Genomic DNA, 15,034 nt, shown 5'->3' with positions numbered 1-15,034 from the left:
AATCCAAAATTCACTCATTACATCAGTTTTCCTCAACTCCTCTGAACCAGTCGCTTTCCGACGGAAGTTCGAGAGAAGCCTCATTGCCGTATTCCTCACCATGCTGCGATGAGTCAAGGCCTACACGCTCGTTCCATCCTGACACACGCATGGGAATAATCTTGTCTGTCAGCCAGTAAAGCCCATAGCTCACGACGAACGTGTAGACGAATACCATAGCGAGCACGAGTATATGATTCCAGAAGAACTCGCCACGTGAAATCATGTCGGGATTGTTGCGGGCAAAAAAGTCGTAGGCAAAGATTCCCGTGAGGACCGTTCCTATGATACCGCCAAGACCATGAGTGGGGAATACGTCGAGAGCATCGTCAAGGAGATTGCTATACCCTTTCCATGCCACAGCCATATTGCAGCAGACAGTGATGAACAGGGCTATAAAGATACTTTCACCGGCTGTGACCCAACCCGCACAAGGCGTAATTGCCACCAGACCGACCACAGCGCCGATTGCCGCACCCATAGCCGACGGTTTGTGGCCGCGAATGGCATCAAGAGTAATCCAAGCCACCATAGCGGTCGCCGCGGCAGTGTTTGTGTTCAGAAACGCTGAAACAGCTATTCCGTCAACCGCCAAAGAGCTTCCGCCGTTAAATCCGAACCATCCGAGCCAGAGCAACGCCGCTCCGAGCAACACAAAAGGGACATTGGCAGGCTTGTTGTTCTCCCCTTTGACCGTGCGACGGCGACCAAGGAACATTGCTCCGGCAAGAGCAGCTATACCCGATGCGGCATGCACGACGATTCCTCCTGCATAATCATGGACATGCAACATGCCGAAAAGCCCCTCCGGATGCCACGTACAGTGAGCAAGAGGACAATAGACGACCACCGTCCAAAGAACTATGAAGAGAAGATAGCCCGAGAAGTGTACCCTTTCAGCAAAAGCGCCTGTTATAAGAGATGGCGTGATGATTGCAAACTTCATCTGAAAGAGAGCAAAAAGCGCCAACGGTATTGTAGTCGTGACGATGCCGATCTGAGAAAAATCACTTTTATCCGTAACATTGTTGACCCCGACATTCTTCATCATGAAAAAATCAGCAGGATTACCTATCACATGGGCAATATCGTCGCCAAAAGCAAGCCCGAATCCGAAAATTACCCAAATCACACTTACAAATCCCATCACAATGAAACTCTGAAGCATAGTCGATATGACATTTTTCGGCCTTACCATTCCTCCATAGAAAAACGACAGCCCGGGAGTCATCATCAGCACAAAGATTGTAGCCGTAATCATCCATGCCACATTTGCCCATAAATGATCTCCGGGCAAATCATACAGAGAGTCCGAAACCTCCGTATGCAATCCAAGCACACTGAACACCATCAGCGCCACCAGCACCAACAGCCAACCTAAATTGATTTTTTACCATTAAAAGTCATACCTGAAAATTTATTATTAAAATAAAACGAACCAAAAACAATCTTAAAATTTCTTTTAAAACACTGCAAATGTAGAATTTTGTTTGATACCACGCAAATTATTTGTCATTTTTCTTTAAAAATCCCTATAATTATAGCATTTTTCCACAAAACACAATCTATATTTTAAATTCAATAAACAATGAAAGCACTTTAAAAACCTAATTATAGTTCAAACGCCTCTCTTTTGTTTAAAAAATTTCTTAATTACGAAGTCATATCTATAATAAAACCTTAAATTTCTTGCAAAATACCCTAAAATCTTCTACCTTTGAGCCAACTATTGTTTCATCTATTTGGTTTATCTAAGTAAACCCGCTAAGCGTAATGGACGCAAATAATTTAGATTTCAGTGATATAGCTCCTTATGACGACAGTCAGTTCAAGGAAGCAATTAATAAAATGGTTTCAGAACCCGGATTCGAACACGCAATCCGCTGGATTCTTCCTGATATAGATTATACGGAATTCATAGCCTTGCTCTCGAGCTGCAACACAAAACATGAGTTTCAGTCACGAGTCATGCAGAACTTTCTTAATGAACTTGAACGCAAGACTACTGCCGGAGTTACGGCCTCGGGCGTGGAAAACATAAATCCGGAAAAATCCTACACATTCATAACCAACCACCGCGACATCGTGCTTGACGCATCGTTTATCAATCTGATATTCCTGCGCCACAACATGAAGACTTCGGAAGTAGCCATCGGAGACAACCTCCTCATCTACGACTGGATTACCCACCTCGTGAAACTCAACGGCAGTTTCATAGTAAAACGCAATCTGCCCACACGTCAGGCTCTCGATGCCGCACGCGAACTTTCAGGCTACATCCATCACGCAATATGCAACAAGAATGAAAGCATCTGGATTGCCCAGCGCCAAGGCAGAGCGAAAGATTCAAGCGACCACACTCAGGAAAGCGTATTGAAAATGCTCGGACTGGCAGGCGGTGGAACAATCACCCAAAATCTTGCCGCAATCAATATATCTCCCGTAGCAATTTCATATGAATTCGATCCCAACGACTATCTGAAAGCACGGGAATACCTCTTGCGCCACCGCGATCCTGAATTCAAGAAATCGCAACACGACGATTTATTCTCGATGGAAACAGGACTGATGCAATACAAAGGACGGGTACACATTTCCTTTGCCAATTGCATTACTCCTATGATTGAATCGCTTCCCGCGACAATCGACAAACAGGAGGCCATTCACAAAATCTGCCACAACATCGACTGTGGAATCCATAACAGATACAAGATCTATCCCATAAACTACGTTGCATACGATCTTGCATTTGATTCAGACATGTATCGTGACCGCTACACTGAAGATGAATTCCGGAATGTGACTGATTATATCGAGTGTCAGCTCGACAAAATCGACGTAGCTGACATAAGCTCACAGGAGCGTAGCTTCATGCGTACATACATGTATATGATGTATGCAAATCCACTGCGCAATAAACTCCTTGCCTCCGGCAGTTGTTGATAATAATGACCGTATATATCCAAGGTCTTTTTTAACAATACATCTCCGACTGCAAAACATCCCTGACAACTATGAGACTCCCGATAATCCCACTTCTTGTATTCTTGGTCTTAAATGTATTTGTCGATACATACATTTACGGAATACTGAAACACAGATTCAGGAGTCTCTTGCCGTCAAAAATACAGCTATGGTCGGCTAACGCGCTATTCATTCTCATCCTTGCGGTCATCTGTCTTCCAAAACGCAACTGCTCCAACGGAATGCTGATGGCCATGATGTGGATGCTCTACACGTACATCGCGTTTTACCTTCCCAAATATCTTTTTGTCATAATCGACCTTATTGCCAAGATACCCTGCCTGTTCAAACGTCACCGCTTGTCATGGCTGTCGATAACAGGAGCGGTACTGAGCGTGGTTACTTTCGTGGCATTGTGGTGGGGAGCATTGGTCAACCGCTTCAACATCGATGTCAACGACGTCGAAATTGAAATCGCCGGTCTGCCCGATGGTTTCGACGGCTATCGTATTGTCCAATTTTCCGACATGCACGTAGGAACCTTCGGCAACGACACGACGTTTGTCTCCACATTCGTTGACCGCATCAATGCCCTCAATCCGGATCTCATTGTCTTTACAGGCGACATAGTCAATTCAAAGACAACAGAACTTCCGCCGTTCGTCGCACCATTCTCACGACTCAACGCACCTGACGGGGTCTACTCTATTCTCGGCAACCATGATTATGGCGACTATTCCGAATGGCCATCGGCCGAAGCTAAAAAGGGCAATCTGGAACTGATGAAAAAACTTCAGGCCGATATGGGCTGGCATCTGCTGCTCAACGAGACAGTCATGCTACGTCATGACGGCGACTCCATAGCTCTTATAGGCGTTGAAAACATCGGCGACCCACCTTTCAAAGTATATGGTTCGCTCTCTAAAGCCTATCCGCAACTGTCGGACAGTGTGAGCAAGATACTTCTCACCCACAATCCTGCTCATTGGACCGACTCGATTTCCGGCAATGCTGATATGAGAGTTCCGCTCTCTCTCTCAGGCCATACGCATGCTATGCAGCTTGAAATACTCGGATGGTCACCGGCTAAATACCGCTATCCCACTTGGGGTGGACTTTACAATGATTCTGACAAACAACATCAGTTATATGTCAACATCGGAGGTGGGACTGTGGGCTTCCCGGCCCGTGTAGGAGCCACACCCGAAATCACACTAATAACCCTCAAAAAGCTAAAATAAAACACGCTCTAAATGGCAAACGTACACGCCAACGTAATCACCGCCGAACTCGGCACGTATCTACGCAAACATGTAGCCGCATGTCTCCGTCTGCTTGACGAAGGGGCGACAGTTCCATTCATCTCCCGTTACCGCAAAGAAGCTACCGGTGGAATGGACGAAGTGACAGTCCATACAATCCAGATGCGTCATCAGGAGCTGACAGAACTCGACAAGCGCAAAGAGTATATACTCGATGTAATCCGCGAGCGCGACATGCTGACCCCTGAGCTTCAGGAGAGGATAACGGAAACGCTCGACCCTGTCGTTCTTGAAGACATCTATCTTCCTTACAAGCCCAAACGCAACACACGCGCACAGGCAGCCCGCTCACTCGGTCTTGAGCCACTCGCCAAGATTATCATGTCGCAGGCTTCATCCGACATTGAAAAGCAGGCAAAAAAATTCGCAAAGGAAGCCGGAAGCATTGATGCGGCAATCGCAGGAGCTTCCGACATCATATCGGAATGGGTCAGCGAGAGCGAAAAAGCGCGCAATCTCGTGCGCTCACGTTTCCAGCGGTCAGCCACAATCCGTTCGAAGGTCGTAGCAGGAAAGGAAGAGGAGGGGAAAAACTATCAGAACTACTTCGATTTTTCCGAACCTCTCCGACTGTGCAACTCCCACCGCTATCTGGCCATCCGTCGTGGCGAGGGAGAAGGCATATTGAAAGTCGGAATAACAATCGACGATGACGAAATGGTCGACCGCCTCAGCCGTATGTTCGTCAAATCGACAGCGACACCTGAGACTGCCACACTTGTAAAAAATGCGGTGAAGGACGGTTACAAACGCCTCATGCGCCCATCAATCGAAAACGAAGTCGCATCCGCAACAAAAGAAAAAAGCGACGAAGGCGCGATACAGATGTTTGCCGACAACGTGCGTCAGCTTTTGATGTCAGCCCCGCTCGGACGCAAGAGAGTGCTTGCCATAGACCCCGGATTCCGCACAGGCTGCAAACTCGTCGTCCTTGACGAACAGGGAAATCTCCTCCAGCATGATGTGATCTACCCTACTCCTCCTGCAAACGACTTTGTAGGTTCGGCCGATGCTCTATGTTTCTATGTAGACCGCTACCGCATCGACGCAATTGCCATCGGCAACGGGACAGCCGGTCGCGAAACCGAACGTTTCATCCGTGATGTCATGCTTCCGCGCAAGGTCCAGATATTCATGGTGAACGAAAACGGAGCATCAATCTATTCTGCATCGGAAGTCGCACGCGAAGAGTTCCCCAACGAGGATGTGACTGTACGCGGAGCTGTGTCTATCGGACGTCGCCTTCTTGACCCGCTGGCCGAACTCGTTAAAATCGATCCTAAATCAATCGGTGTCGGACAATACCAGCACGACGTAAACCAGACAAAGCTGAAAGAAGCTCTCGACTACGTTGTCGAAAGCTGCGTGAACACCGTCGGTGTAAACATCAACACAGCTTCAAAACAGCTGCTCTCCTATGTGTCAGGCATCGGCCCGGCGCTTGCTGCCAATATTGTCAAATATCGTGCGGAAAACGGCGATTTCACCACCCGCCAGCAACTTCTCGATGTCCCCCGCATGGGTGAGAAGGCGTTCCAGCAGTGTGCAGGCTTCCTTCGAATTCCCGGCGGAAAAAATCCGCTTGACAACACAGCAGTCCATCCCGAACGCTATGCCCTCGTCGAGCAAATAGCTTCAGACGCCAAGGCTGACATAGCCCGTCTGTCAAAAGACAGAAATCTGCTCCACAGCATTGAACTCGACAAATATATCACCAAAGAAGTCGGACTGCCGACTCTCACCGATATAATACTTGAGCTTGAAAAGCCGGGGCGCGATCCGCGCGAGACTGCCGAAGAGATTCCATTTGACGACTCCGTCAGAAAAATCGACGACCTTCATATCGGTCAGGAACTTACCGGCAAAGTCAACAACATCACGGCCTTCGGTGTGTTCGTCGACCTCGGAATGAAAGAAAACGGACTTATACACATCTCACAACTAAGCGACCGTTTCATATCCTCACCGGCCGACGTGGTGAGCATCGGACAAAATATCCGCGTAAAAGTCATCGACATAGACACAGCCCGAGGACGCATAGCCCTCACTATAAAAGGAGTAGCACAATAACAGACGAAAAATGGACAAATCAATCTCATGCACAATCGGGCTTGGCAGCAATACTCCCGACCGCGAATATCAGATTACCAAAGCCATAGAGCATATCTGCGCATACCTGCAAAAATGCTCTGTATCGTCAGTCTACGAATCTGAAGCCTTCAACGGGAAAGACAAACCCTATCTCAACGCTGTGATTCATGGCTACACATCGCATGACTACGACACAGTCGTGAAATACCTTAAGGACTGGGAATCCGAATGCGGACGAACACAAATCAACACTCTTGAAGGTATCATAACCATTGATCTTGACCTCGTCATCTGGGACGAGCATATCAAACGGCCAAAGGATTTCGAGCGTCACTACTTCAACCTCGGTTACCGCGAACTCCTCGCAAAAGGCGCATACGAAACAATGTAAAATCAACTCATATCGGCTCTCCGTTCATAATCTGAACGGAGAGTTTTTTATTGACCTTACAGAGACTCCGGCTTCAAGCAGTTCTTCCATATACCGGTCATGCCTACGGTTGTTCAGGTCGGAGGAAAGCAAAACGGAGTCTGGCGACACGCAAGCGACCGCTTCGACAACATCCCCTCTGAAACCGGCACAAACCACAAGATAATCAATCATGCCGGCTGAATCCGCAACTGCCGAATGATTGCGTTGCGTCGTCCGGTCGCCATACAACAGCAGGAAACGTGTCCCGCCAACATCAACAACTTCCTCCACCGACGGTGAAACAGTCCTGACAAGAAGCGAATCAATGTTGCGCTTCAGCATATATTTCCGATACCTGCGTGAATATTCATCATGAATCTCAGAATGCCTATGCGCCGGTAGTGTGGTAAAAATCCTCATCCTATTGCCGTCACGCACGACAAGCGAAGTGTGATGTAGCGAACGTGGAATATAAGCTTCCATACCATTGTCTGTCCGCGGACCTGCATAGACAAATGTGACACCTGAGAAACAAAAACACAACACAGATGCAACGGCATAGACAATGCGCCTGCGATAAAGCCATAATCCCAAAGGAATCAAAGAAAGAAACCACACGATAACAACCGATGGAGCGACATACACATCTCTCACAACCGCTCCGGATATCCCGGCCATAAAGACTGCTGTGTCGGAAAGCAGTCCGAACAACATGTCGGTCAACCACGCGACAGGCATAAGTGTCAGACCGAACGCACCGGCAGCCAGCATCACCACCCCGCAGACAATCACCGGAGGGAGCAGCAATGCCCCTATAAAATTAGCCGGAAGAAACATCAAGGGGACAACGTTGAAATAAGCAGCACTTACAACAGCCGTACCGGCCATAGCAGCCAACGTGACGGCAGGATAAGCGGCAAGCGTGTGCAACAAGCGTCTGCGACGCGGAAAGGGGTTGAATTTTCCGGCAAAGACAAGTATGGAGGCCACAGCCAGAAATGACATCTGGAAACCGACCGTATAGACCGCCCGTGGCGAAAATGAGAGTATGACCAAGGCTGCCACACAAAGCGAATTAAACGGGGTGCGTGTGCGCTGAAATGAATAGGCAAGAAGAAAAACAGTTGCCATTATGACCGACCGCACGACCGACGGAGGCATCCCGGTCATCACAGCAAATCCCCAGAGAGCAGTCAGCAGAATCATGATACGAAGCTTTCGCAGACCGGCAATGTAGAGCGGAAAAAGCGCCACCGACATTATCCAAGCCAGAAGGCCGGTATGGAGTCCGCTGAGCGCAAGAATATGCGAAAGCCCCGTCGATGAAAAGATTTCACGCATATCAGCTGTCAGCATAGACCGGTCACCTGCGACAGTCGCACACAGAAATTCCCTGACACCATCAGAGACCGGCAACCTGACAATCGCAAGTATCACGTCCGAGCGCAAACGCCTTATGTCGTTAATCAGCCCCGGCTCTCCGCCTATAATCTCCATACTGTCTGGACGGACAAAGCCTTGACTGACCACCCCCATGCGACGCAACGGCCCGTCGTAGTCAACCTCGTCAGGCAAATCAAGGTTGGAAACCAATGGCGAAAGTGACGACGAAAATCTGAAACGATCACATTCGTCGACATCCGGGAGAGAAGACGGAACGGTAAGCTTCGCTATAAACGGAATCACGGCTGACTCACCGCAACTGTCGATTCTGGCTATTATGACCTGCGACGGCTCATAGGACTTCACTTCTAAAGCCACGGCGGAATAATGGTTCGTAACGCATGATAATTCCACCGGAAACGATGCCGGACGGTTCACAAGACTCAATGCAAATCCTGACAGCAACCCAAAGCACATAAGCACTCCATAGGGCTGTCTATAGCGCCACAACACTACCGCTGCAATCAATGGCACAAGCATAAAACAAGCGCCCACACCCAACCCTTCCAGCAAAATACCAAGTATGAAAACAATGGTAAACGGCAGAAGCGGCATCAGTGAAAGGCGCATGATGAAGAGAGGTATTTATCGCCGACTGGCAGTCGGCATGCAAACTACGGGAACAGCGGGAGCAGATGCATCCATCAGGCATCTGCTCCACTCAGTTCCCAAGAATGTTTTTATGAGTGAGACAGAATCAGAGATTCCAGATATTCCAAGATTCAAACGCCTGCAGCAGAAGCATCTCAAGTCCGTTTTTGACTTCCGCCCCATTCGCACGCGATTTCTTCATGAAAGTAGTCACATCCGGGTTATAAATCAGATCGTAACAGAGATGTTCGGATGTCAGCAAGTCATATGGAATATCGGGACAGCGATCGACATTGGGATACATTCCTAAAGGAGTGCAATTGACAATCACCTTATGGCTCTCCATTATTTCAGGAGTAAGGTCGGAATAAGCGAGTTCGCCGGATTCAGGATTGCGCGACACGAACACCGGATCGACTCCAAGGTTTACCAACGCACGATAGATGGCCTTTGACGCACCTCCTGTCCCGAGAATAAGGGCACGGTTGCGTTTATTGTTAATCAATGGAGCTATTGAATTCTGAAATCCCATAGCGTCGCTATTATAACCTTTCAGCTTTATATCGCCGTTCTTGCCGCGAATAATCTTGATTACATTAACCGCACCTATAAGCGCAGCTTCCGAATCCATCTCATCCATATATGGAATCACTTGCTCCTTATAAGGGATGGTCACATTAAGCCCTGCAAGATTATGATTTTCGGAAACGACCTCCATGAGGTCACCGATATCAGGAATTTCAAAATTGACGTATTCAGCATCGATATTCTCAGATTCAAACATATTGTTAAAATAGTTCATCGAGAATGAATGGGTGAGCGGAAACCCGATCAGCCCGTAAACTTTGCTGCGAGGTGATGTCATGACAATTTTTATTTAGGGTTGGAGATTGTATGAATTGTATGATATGTTATATACTGACGTAGTGAAATTGCAGTTCTATTATCCGAACCGATGCAAATATAGCATGAATTCGGGAAACCAGACAATATTTTTTATAAAATTATGCTAATTTTCACACTATCATTTGAATGACGGAACAAACAATCCTTTCACTCCAAAGTCTGTCAGCAACAATCGACAATATCTGCACGAAAACTACCCCTCGCTGTCGGCCACAGCTTTTTCGACTGATTTAATCGCGGAATGAGGTATCAGCAGGAATGTCAGACGCTGACCTCGCAGAATATAGACCGTGAAACGAGATGTATATTTTACACCAAGCACCTCGCTCCAGTCAATATTCTCCGGAGCCGGTATGGGAAGCGCAGGCATCGGAGGCTCGACATCCTCATTCTGTGCAATCGGCAAGAGCATGCGCTTTGAACGTTTTTCCGTATCCTCCGATTTCTCGTCGGGCAGATAAGTCAACCTTATGGAACGTCCCTCGTCAATCTCAACGACCTTTCTGACAACCGCACGACGCGCTTCGGGTGTGAGCATGTAATATGTATAGAGAAACGACATAAGCATTGGCACGACTATAAACAGAAGCATCAATGCAACCAACATAAGACGCTCGTCGAAAACAGCCCCTAAGACACCGCAAATCAGTATCGGGGTGACGACAAGCCAGCCATAGCGGGGAAGCCATAGCGACAGAAGCACGGAAAGATAGTCACCAGATGTGGTGACAAAAGGATTTGTCTTTTTCAACAGCCGATGAAATTGGATTGAATGTCAGTCAATGAAACGGCGGGTTATATCGCCATAGTTCTCTATACGACGGTCACGAAGGAAAGGCCACCAGCGCCTAACCTGCTCGGAGCGCTTCATGTCGACATCGACAATGGTCATGGTTTCTTCATCGTCAGGTGCAAGATAAATTATCTCACCCTGCGGTCCGGCGACGAAACTTGAACCCCAGAAAGTGATACCGTTGGTAGCTCCTGACGGATCTGGCTCATGGCCGACACGGTTGACTGTCACGACAGGCAGACCGTTTGCGACAGCATGTCCGCGCTGTACCGTAATCCAAGCTTCCCGCTGACGGGCCTTCTCGTCGGGCGTGTCGCTGCTTTCCCAACCTATGGCTGTAGGATAGATGAGCATCTGCGCGCCATTCATCGCCATCAGACGTGCGGCCTCAGGATACCATTGATCCCAGCAGACGAGGACTCCAAGACGACCAAGCGAGGTGTCAATCGGTTTAAACCCGAGATCCCCGGGGGTAAAATAAAATTTTTCATAATACGCAGGATCATCCGGAATGTGCATTTTACGATACTTTCCTGCAATCGAGCCGTCAGTGTCAAAGACAAGAGAGGTGTTGTGGTAAAGCCCGGCTGCCCGGCGCTCAAATAAAGAAGTCACAAGCACCACACCGCTCTGACGCGCGATTTCAGAATAAAAATCGACTGTCGGAGAGTCGAGCGATACGGCAAGATCAAAATTGTCAACATTCTCGACCTGACAGAAATAGAGCGAATCATGAAGCTCCTGAAGAACCACAAGTTCTGCTCCACGACGCGCCAGTTCTACGACCTTTTCACCCAGACGGCGACGGTTGTTTTCAATATCGGAAGTGTTATGCTGCTGTATTAATCCTATTTTCATTTTCAATCAAGAGTAGTTGTGTCTGTCCATTCATTATTTTTAATACCGGCGACTGCTCCGGCAGGAAACTGCATCGTCACGCAATGGAGCGAGCCATGCTGCCGGATAAGCGGAACACAGTCAATCGGGACAACCTCATGGTCGGGAAAGGCAATTTTCACCACCTGCGACGCAAGATAGTCCTTCTGAGCCTGTCCGTAAACAGGCAGCAGAATGCGCGTTGGCGTAATAAGGAAATTGGCATATGTCGCTGGGAGTATCTCACCATCCATCTCAACGGTGTCAGGCAACGGGAGCTCCACCAGATTATATGGCATACCGTGAGGAGTCCGCAATGTGGCCAGTTCCTCCTGCATTTTCACCAGTTCCTCATAATTTGGATTGTCAGGATCGCCTGCACCGCAATAAAGAATCGTGTAAGACGGCGCAAGACGGGCAAGAGTGTCAATGTGGCTGTCGGTGTCGTCGCCAATTAGAGCTCCGTGGTGAAGGAAAAGCTGATGCGTGAAACCGAATGCCTCGGCAAGATAGCCGGAAATCTGTTCACGACCCCATTCGCCATTTCTGTTTGGCGACAAAAGGCACTCGGCTGTGGTCAGCAAAGTTCCGTCGCCGTCCGACTCGACAGAGCCGCCTTCGAGCACAAAATTAAGGCGATTCTCGACATCACACGAAAACATTCCGAGCCGGTCAAGTTTCGACGTTATCAGATTGTCACGGTCGGCGGCGAATTTCAATCCCCAGCCGTTGAACTTGAAATCAAGCAGACGCTGAGAACCGTCGACTTCAACTGTCAGCGCACCGAAATCACGCGCCCACGTATCGTTGGTCTCAACGTCGACAAATCTTACGCGTCTTGGGTCAAACCCCTGCTCCCTGATTGACGGCAGACAGAGGTCGGCAGGACCGACAAGCATCACACACTCCTCCTGCGATATGGCGCGGACTATATCTCCGATACATCTGCGCGCATCGTCAAGAATATAGTTCCAGTCGGTATCCTCATGCGGCCATGCGAGCAGCACACAGTCGTGTCGTTCCCATTCGGCAGGGAAACGCCGGAGAGAGGAAACCCGATTGTTGTCATTCATCTTCGTAGTCATCTTTTAAATTATCCCAGATCTGGTCCTGAGATTCAAAGTATTCCTCGCAATAATCAAGAAAACCTTTTTTTTCCGAACTGCCGACTTCATCGCACCATTCACGGTAAGCCGCCTTCAGCTCAGGGTCTTCATGAATCAGTTTTTTAAATTCCGCCTCGGCAATATCGGCACTCCCGCAATGCTGGAGCAACCTGTCGAAAAGGTCGGTAATTTCGTCCATCATAAATTAGGTTTAGGGTATGAGAATGTTAGTATCTTCTTTTACGGAATCATACAAATCTTAAATTTCACTTTGTTAAGACTCGTATAAACAAATTAACAAATCATTAGTTTTATGGTTCAAAAATATATCATAGTGACGAATTAAACAAATTTAAAATGTTTAAAAACCAAAATATACAACCATTTCAACACCAAAAATGTTCTCTAAGTATCAATTATTTAAAATAACGCATTGTTTATGAAAAAGTTATTAGGAATCCTACTGTTTGTTGTAGCAGTCTTGACAGGATGCACCCCGTTTAATCTTGTGACAAGCACTACTTATAACGATGCTAATCTGAGGGACTACCGGACGTTCAGGATTGTGACTTCAGACGAAGGCAAACTACCACCGGGAATGGCAATGGTGACGTATTACAACATCACTGCGGCCATCCGCGAACAGATGGTAGAACGAGGTTTTACAGAAGACCCGTCGTCTCCATTATTAATCAATATCGGACTGACTGTCCGGCAAGAAATAGCGACCGAACCGGCAATCCCGCCGGGAGCATACCCCTACACATGGGGACCTTTCTATGGAGGATACGCACCGTGGTTCATATACCCGAGAGGATATTACTGGCCCGGATACTACTCCAACGCACAGGTCATAACAGGTATATACCGCGAAGGTGTACTTACGATGGACATGGTCAATATCGACACAAAGACTCCATTATTCTCAGCATCTGTAGGGACTATTCTTGACAACGGCGATTCTCAATTCAGAAATCTCCAAGGCATAGCAGAAGCCGTGCAGACTCTTTTCTCGAAGTTCCCCGTCCCACTCCTGCCCCAATATAGATAATAATCCGCTGACAAGACATACCACAAAAGCCGGCCACCGACAGAGCTTGAACTCCATGTCGATGGCCGGCTTTAATATATCTTCCAATTCAACGGCGCAGTAATGTCAGGAAAGCATAACGGACACCGCTACGCTGATCTGTCTCATTAAAATCAGGCGATGCTGGAAGCGTCCACTCGTCCGGTGACAGCTCCGGGAAATAAGTGTCGGCATCTTCCGGAGCAGAATCGATAAGCGTAAGTTCGATTTTTCCGGCCAGCGGGAGAGCCTGCCGATAGATTTCCCCACCTCCTATTATAAAGCTTTCTTCCGTCGGGTCGCACAAAGCCATTGCATCTTCAAGCGACGACGCTGTCTCAACCCCGGGGGCAGCGTAGGCAGGATTACGCGTCACGACAATGTTGCGTCGGCCGGGAAGCGCCCCCTTTGGAAAAGACTCAAAGGTCTTACGTCCCATAATTATAGGATGGCCCATTGTCAATGCCTTGAAGCGTTTCAAATCGTCACTTATATGAAACAACAGATCGCCTCCGCGCCCTATCGCAAAATTTCTTGTGCATGCAACAATGATTGTAGGTTTCATTGCTGAGCCATACAATGATGACCGGGTCGGTTCGAATAATGGATTTTGGTCTGTCATACTGCAACTGTCGCTTTTATATGTGGCTGGGCTTCATAATCGCGAAGCTCGAAATCCTCATACTTGAAATCAAAAATGTCTTTTATATCCGGATTTATGTGCATGACCGGCAGTTTGCCGGGAGTACGTGCAAGCTGGGTCGCGACCTGTTCGAAATGATTGTGATAGATATGTGTGTCACCGAGAGTATGGATGAACTCACCGGGTTTCAATCCGGTCACCTGTGCCACCATCATCAGAAGCAGAGCGTAGGAGGCAATGTTGAACGGTACACCAAGGAAACAGTCGGCGCTCCGCTGATAAAGCATGAGCGAGAGACGGCCGTCGGCTACATAGAACTGAAACAGCAGATGGCACGGAGGTAACGCCATGTCGGGAAGAGCGGCTACATTCCATGCGCTCACTATGATGCGGCGCGATTCAGGATTCTCCTTGATTGTCCTGATGACTTCTGAAATCTGGTCAATGTGTCCGCCATTGTAATCAGGCCATGACCGCCATTGCGAGCCGTAGACAGGGCCGAGTTCACCGTCGGGACCAGCCCATTCATTCCAGATTCTGACACCATTGTCCTGAAGATATCTGACATTCGTGTCTCCCTTCAGAAACCATAGAAGCTCATAGATGATTGACTTCAGATGTAGTTTCTTGGTGGTGAGCAGAGGGAAGCCTTCGCTTAAATCAAACCGCATCTGATGGCCGAATATACTTCGTGTGCCCGTGCCGGTGCGATCGCCTCGGTCTACACCCTCTTTCATAATCTTGTCGAGCAATTCAAGATATTGTTTCATATCTGGAAG

Annotated in this window: 14 protein-coding genes; 5 read left to right on the top strand and 9 right to left on the bottom strand. The window is 48.1% G+C overall.

The annotated features are described in order from the left end of the window. Positions 1–22: 22 nt before the first annotated feature. A complete protein-coding gene (locus QZ311_RS09600) occupies positions 23–1,300 on the bottom strand; it encodes an ammonium transporter (RefSeq protein WP_297067114.1) in 1,278 nt (425 codons plus the stop codon). 512 nt (positions 1,301–1,812) lie between these two features. On the opposite strand from QZ311_RS09600, the gene QZ311_RS09595 reads away from it, so the two are divergent. From QZ311_RS09595 to QZ311_RS09580, 4 genes are all read left to right on the top strand, one after another. Then, positions 1,813–2,982: an acyltransferase gene (locus QZ311_RS09595; RefSeq protein ID WP_297067101.1), complete on the top strand. Its 1,170-nt coding sequence runs from the start codon at positions 1,813–1,815 to the stop codon at positions 2,980–2,982. Positions 2,983–3,152: 170 nt separating this feature from the next. Next, positions 3,153–4,244 carry a metallophosphoesterase gene (locus QZ311_RS09590; protein WP_297067099.1) on the top strand — a complete coding sequence of 364 codons (1,092 nt, stop codon included), beginning with the start codon at positions 3,153–3,155 and terminating at the stop codon, positions 4,242–4,244. 12 nt (positions 4,245–4,256) lie between these two features. After that, a complete protein-coding gene (locus tag QZ311_RS09585) occupies positions 4,257–6,395 on the top strand; it encodes a Tex family protein (RefSeq protein ID WP_297067097.1) in 2,139 nt (712 codons plus the stop codon). Positions 6,396–6,405: 10 nt separating this feature from the next. Further along, complete coding sequence (locus QZ311_RS09580) at positions 6,406–6,807, top strand: 2-amino-4-hydroxy-6-hydroxymethyldihydropteridine diphosphokinase (protein ID WP_297067095.1); 402 nt, start codon at positions 6,406–6,408, stop codon at positions 6,805–6,807. A 24-nt stretch (positions 6,808–6,831) separates the two neighbouring features. On the opposite strand, the gene QZ311_RS09575 is transcribed toward QZ311_RS09580, so the two are convergent. The 6 genes from QZ311_RS09575 to QZ311_RS09550 form a co-directional block, all read right to left on the bottom strand. After that, entirely contained in the window at positions 6,832–8,841 is a 2,010-nt protein-coding gene (locus QZ311_RS09575) for a ComEC/Rec2 family competence protein (RefSeq protein WP_297067093.1), read from the bottom strand. A gap of 127 nt (positions 8,842–8,968) precedes the next feature. Further along, positions 8,969–9,727, bottom strand: coding sequence for a shikimate dehydrogenase (locus QZ311_RS09570; protein ID WP_297067090.1), 759 nt, complete (start codon positions 9,725–9,727; stop codon positions 8,969–8,971). A 234-nt stretch (positions 9,728–9,961) separates the two neighbouring features. Continuing rightward, positions 9,962–10,519 carry a hypothetical protein gene (locus QZ311_RS09565; protein ID WP_297067088.1) on the bottom strand — a complete coding sequence of 186 codons (558 nt, stop codon included), beginning with the start codon at positions 10,517–10,519 and terminating at the stop codon, positions 9,962–9,964. Between the two features lie 24 nt (positions 10,520–10,543). Beyond that, positions 10,544–11,419 (bottom strand): carbon-nitrogen hydrolase, encoded by an 876-nt coding sequence (locus QZ311_RS09560; protein ID WP_297067086.1) that lies wholly within the window; start codon positions 11,417–11,419, stop codon positions 10,544–10,546. Positions 11,420–11,421: 2 nt separating this feature from the next. Continuing rightward, positions 11,422–12,510 (bottom strand): agmatine deiminase family protein, encoded by a 1,089-nt coding sequence (locus tag QZ311_RS09555; protein WP_297067084.1) that lies wholly within the window; start codon positions 12,508–12,510, stop codon positions 11,422–11,424. Further along, a complete protein-coding gene (locus tag QZ311_RS09550) occupies positions 12,503–12,745 on the bottom strand; it encodes a hypothetical protein (RefSeq protein WP_297067082.1) in 243 nt (80 codons plus the stop codon). The genes QZ311_RS09555 and QZ311_RS09550 overlap by 8 nt, the downstream gene beginning before the upstream one ends. Before the next feature lie 237 nt (positions 12,746–12,982). Here QZ311_RS09550 and QZ311_RS09545 point away from each other — a divergent pair, with 237 nt between their 5' ends. Then, the gene (locus QZ311_RS09545) at positions 12,983–13,594 is read left to right on the top strand and encodes a DUF4136 domain-containing protein (RefSeq protein ID WP_297067080.1); all 612 of its coding nucleotides are present in this window, start codon (positions 12,983–12,985) and stop codon (positions 13,592–13,594) included. An 88-nt stretch (positions 13,595–13,682) separates the two neighbouring features. On the opposite strand, the gene QZ311_RS09540 is transcribed toward QZ311_RS09545, so the two are convergent. Further along, complete coding sequence (locus tag QZ311_RS09540) at positions 13,683–14,177, bottom strand: dihydrofolate reductase (protein WP_297067078.1); 495 nt, start codon at positions 14,175–14,177, stop codon at positions 13,683–13,685. Positions 14,178–14,230: 53 nt separating this feature from the next. Then, complete coding sequence (locus QZ311_RS09535) at positions 14,231–15,025, bottom strand: thymidylate synthase (protein ID WP_297067076.1); 795 nt, start codon at positions 15,023–15,025, stop codon at positions 14,231–14,233. Between the last annotated feature and the right edge of the window lie 9 nt (positions 15,026–15,034).

Source organism: uncultured Duncaniella sp. (genome assembly GCF_910578445.1).
Lineage (GTDB): Bacteria > Bacteroidota > Bacteroidia > Bacteroidales > Muribaculaceae > Duncaniella.
Note: the sequence above shows the minus strand (reverse complement) of the source record. Positions and strands in the feature narration are given on the sequence as shown.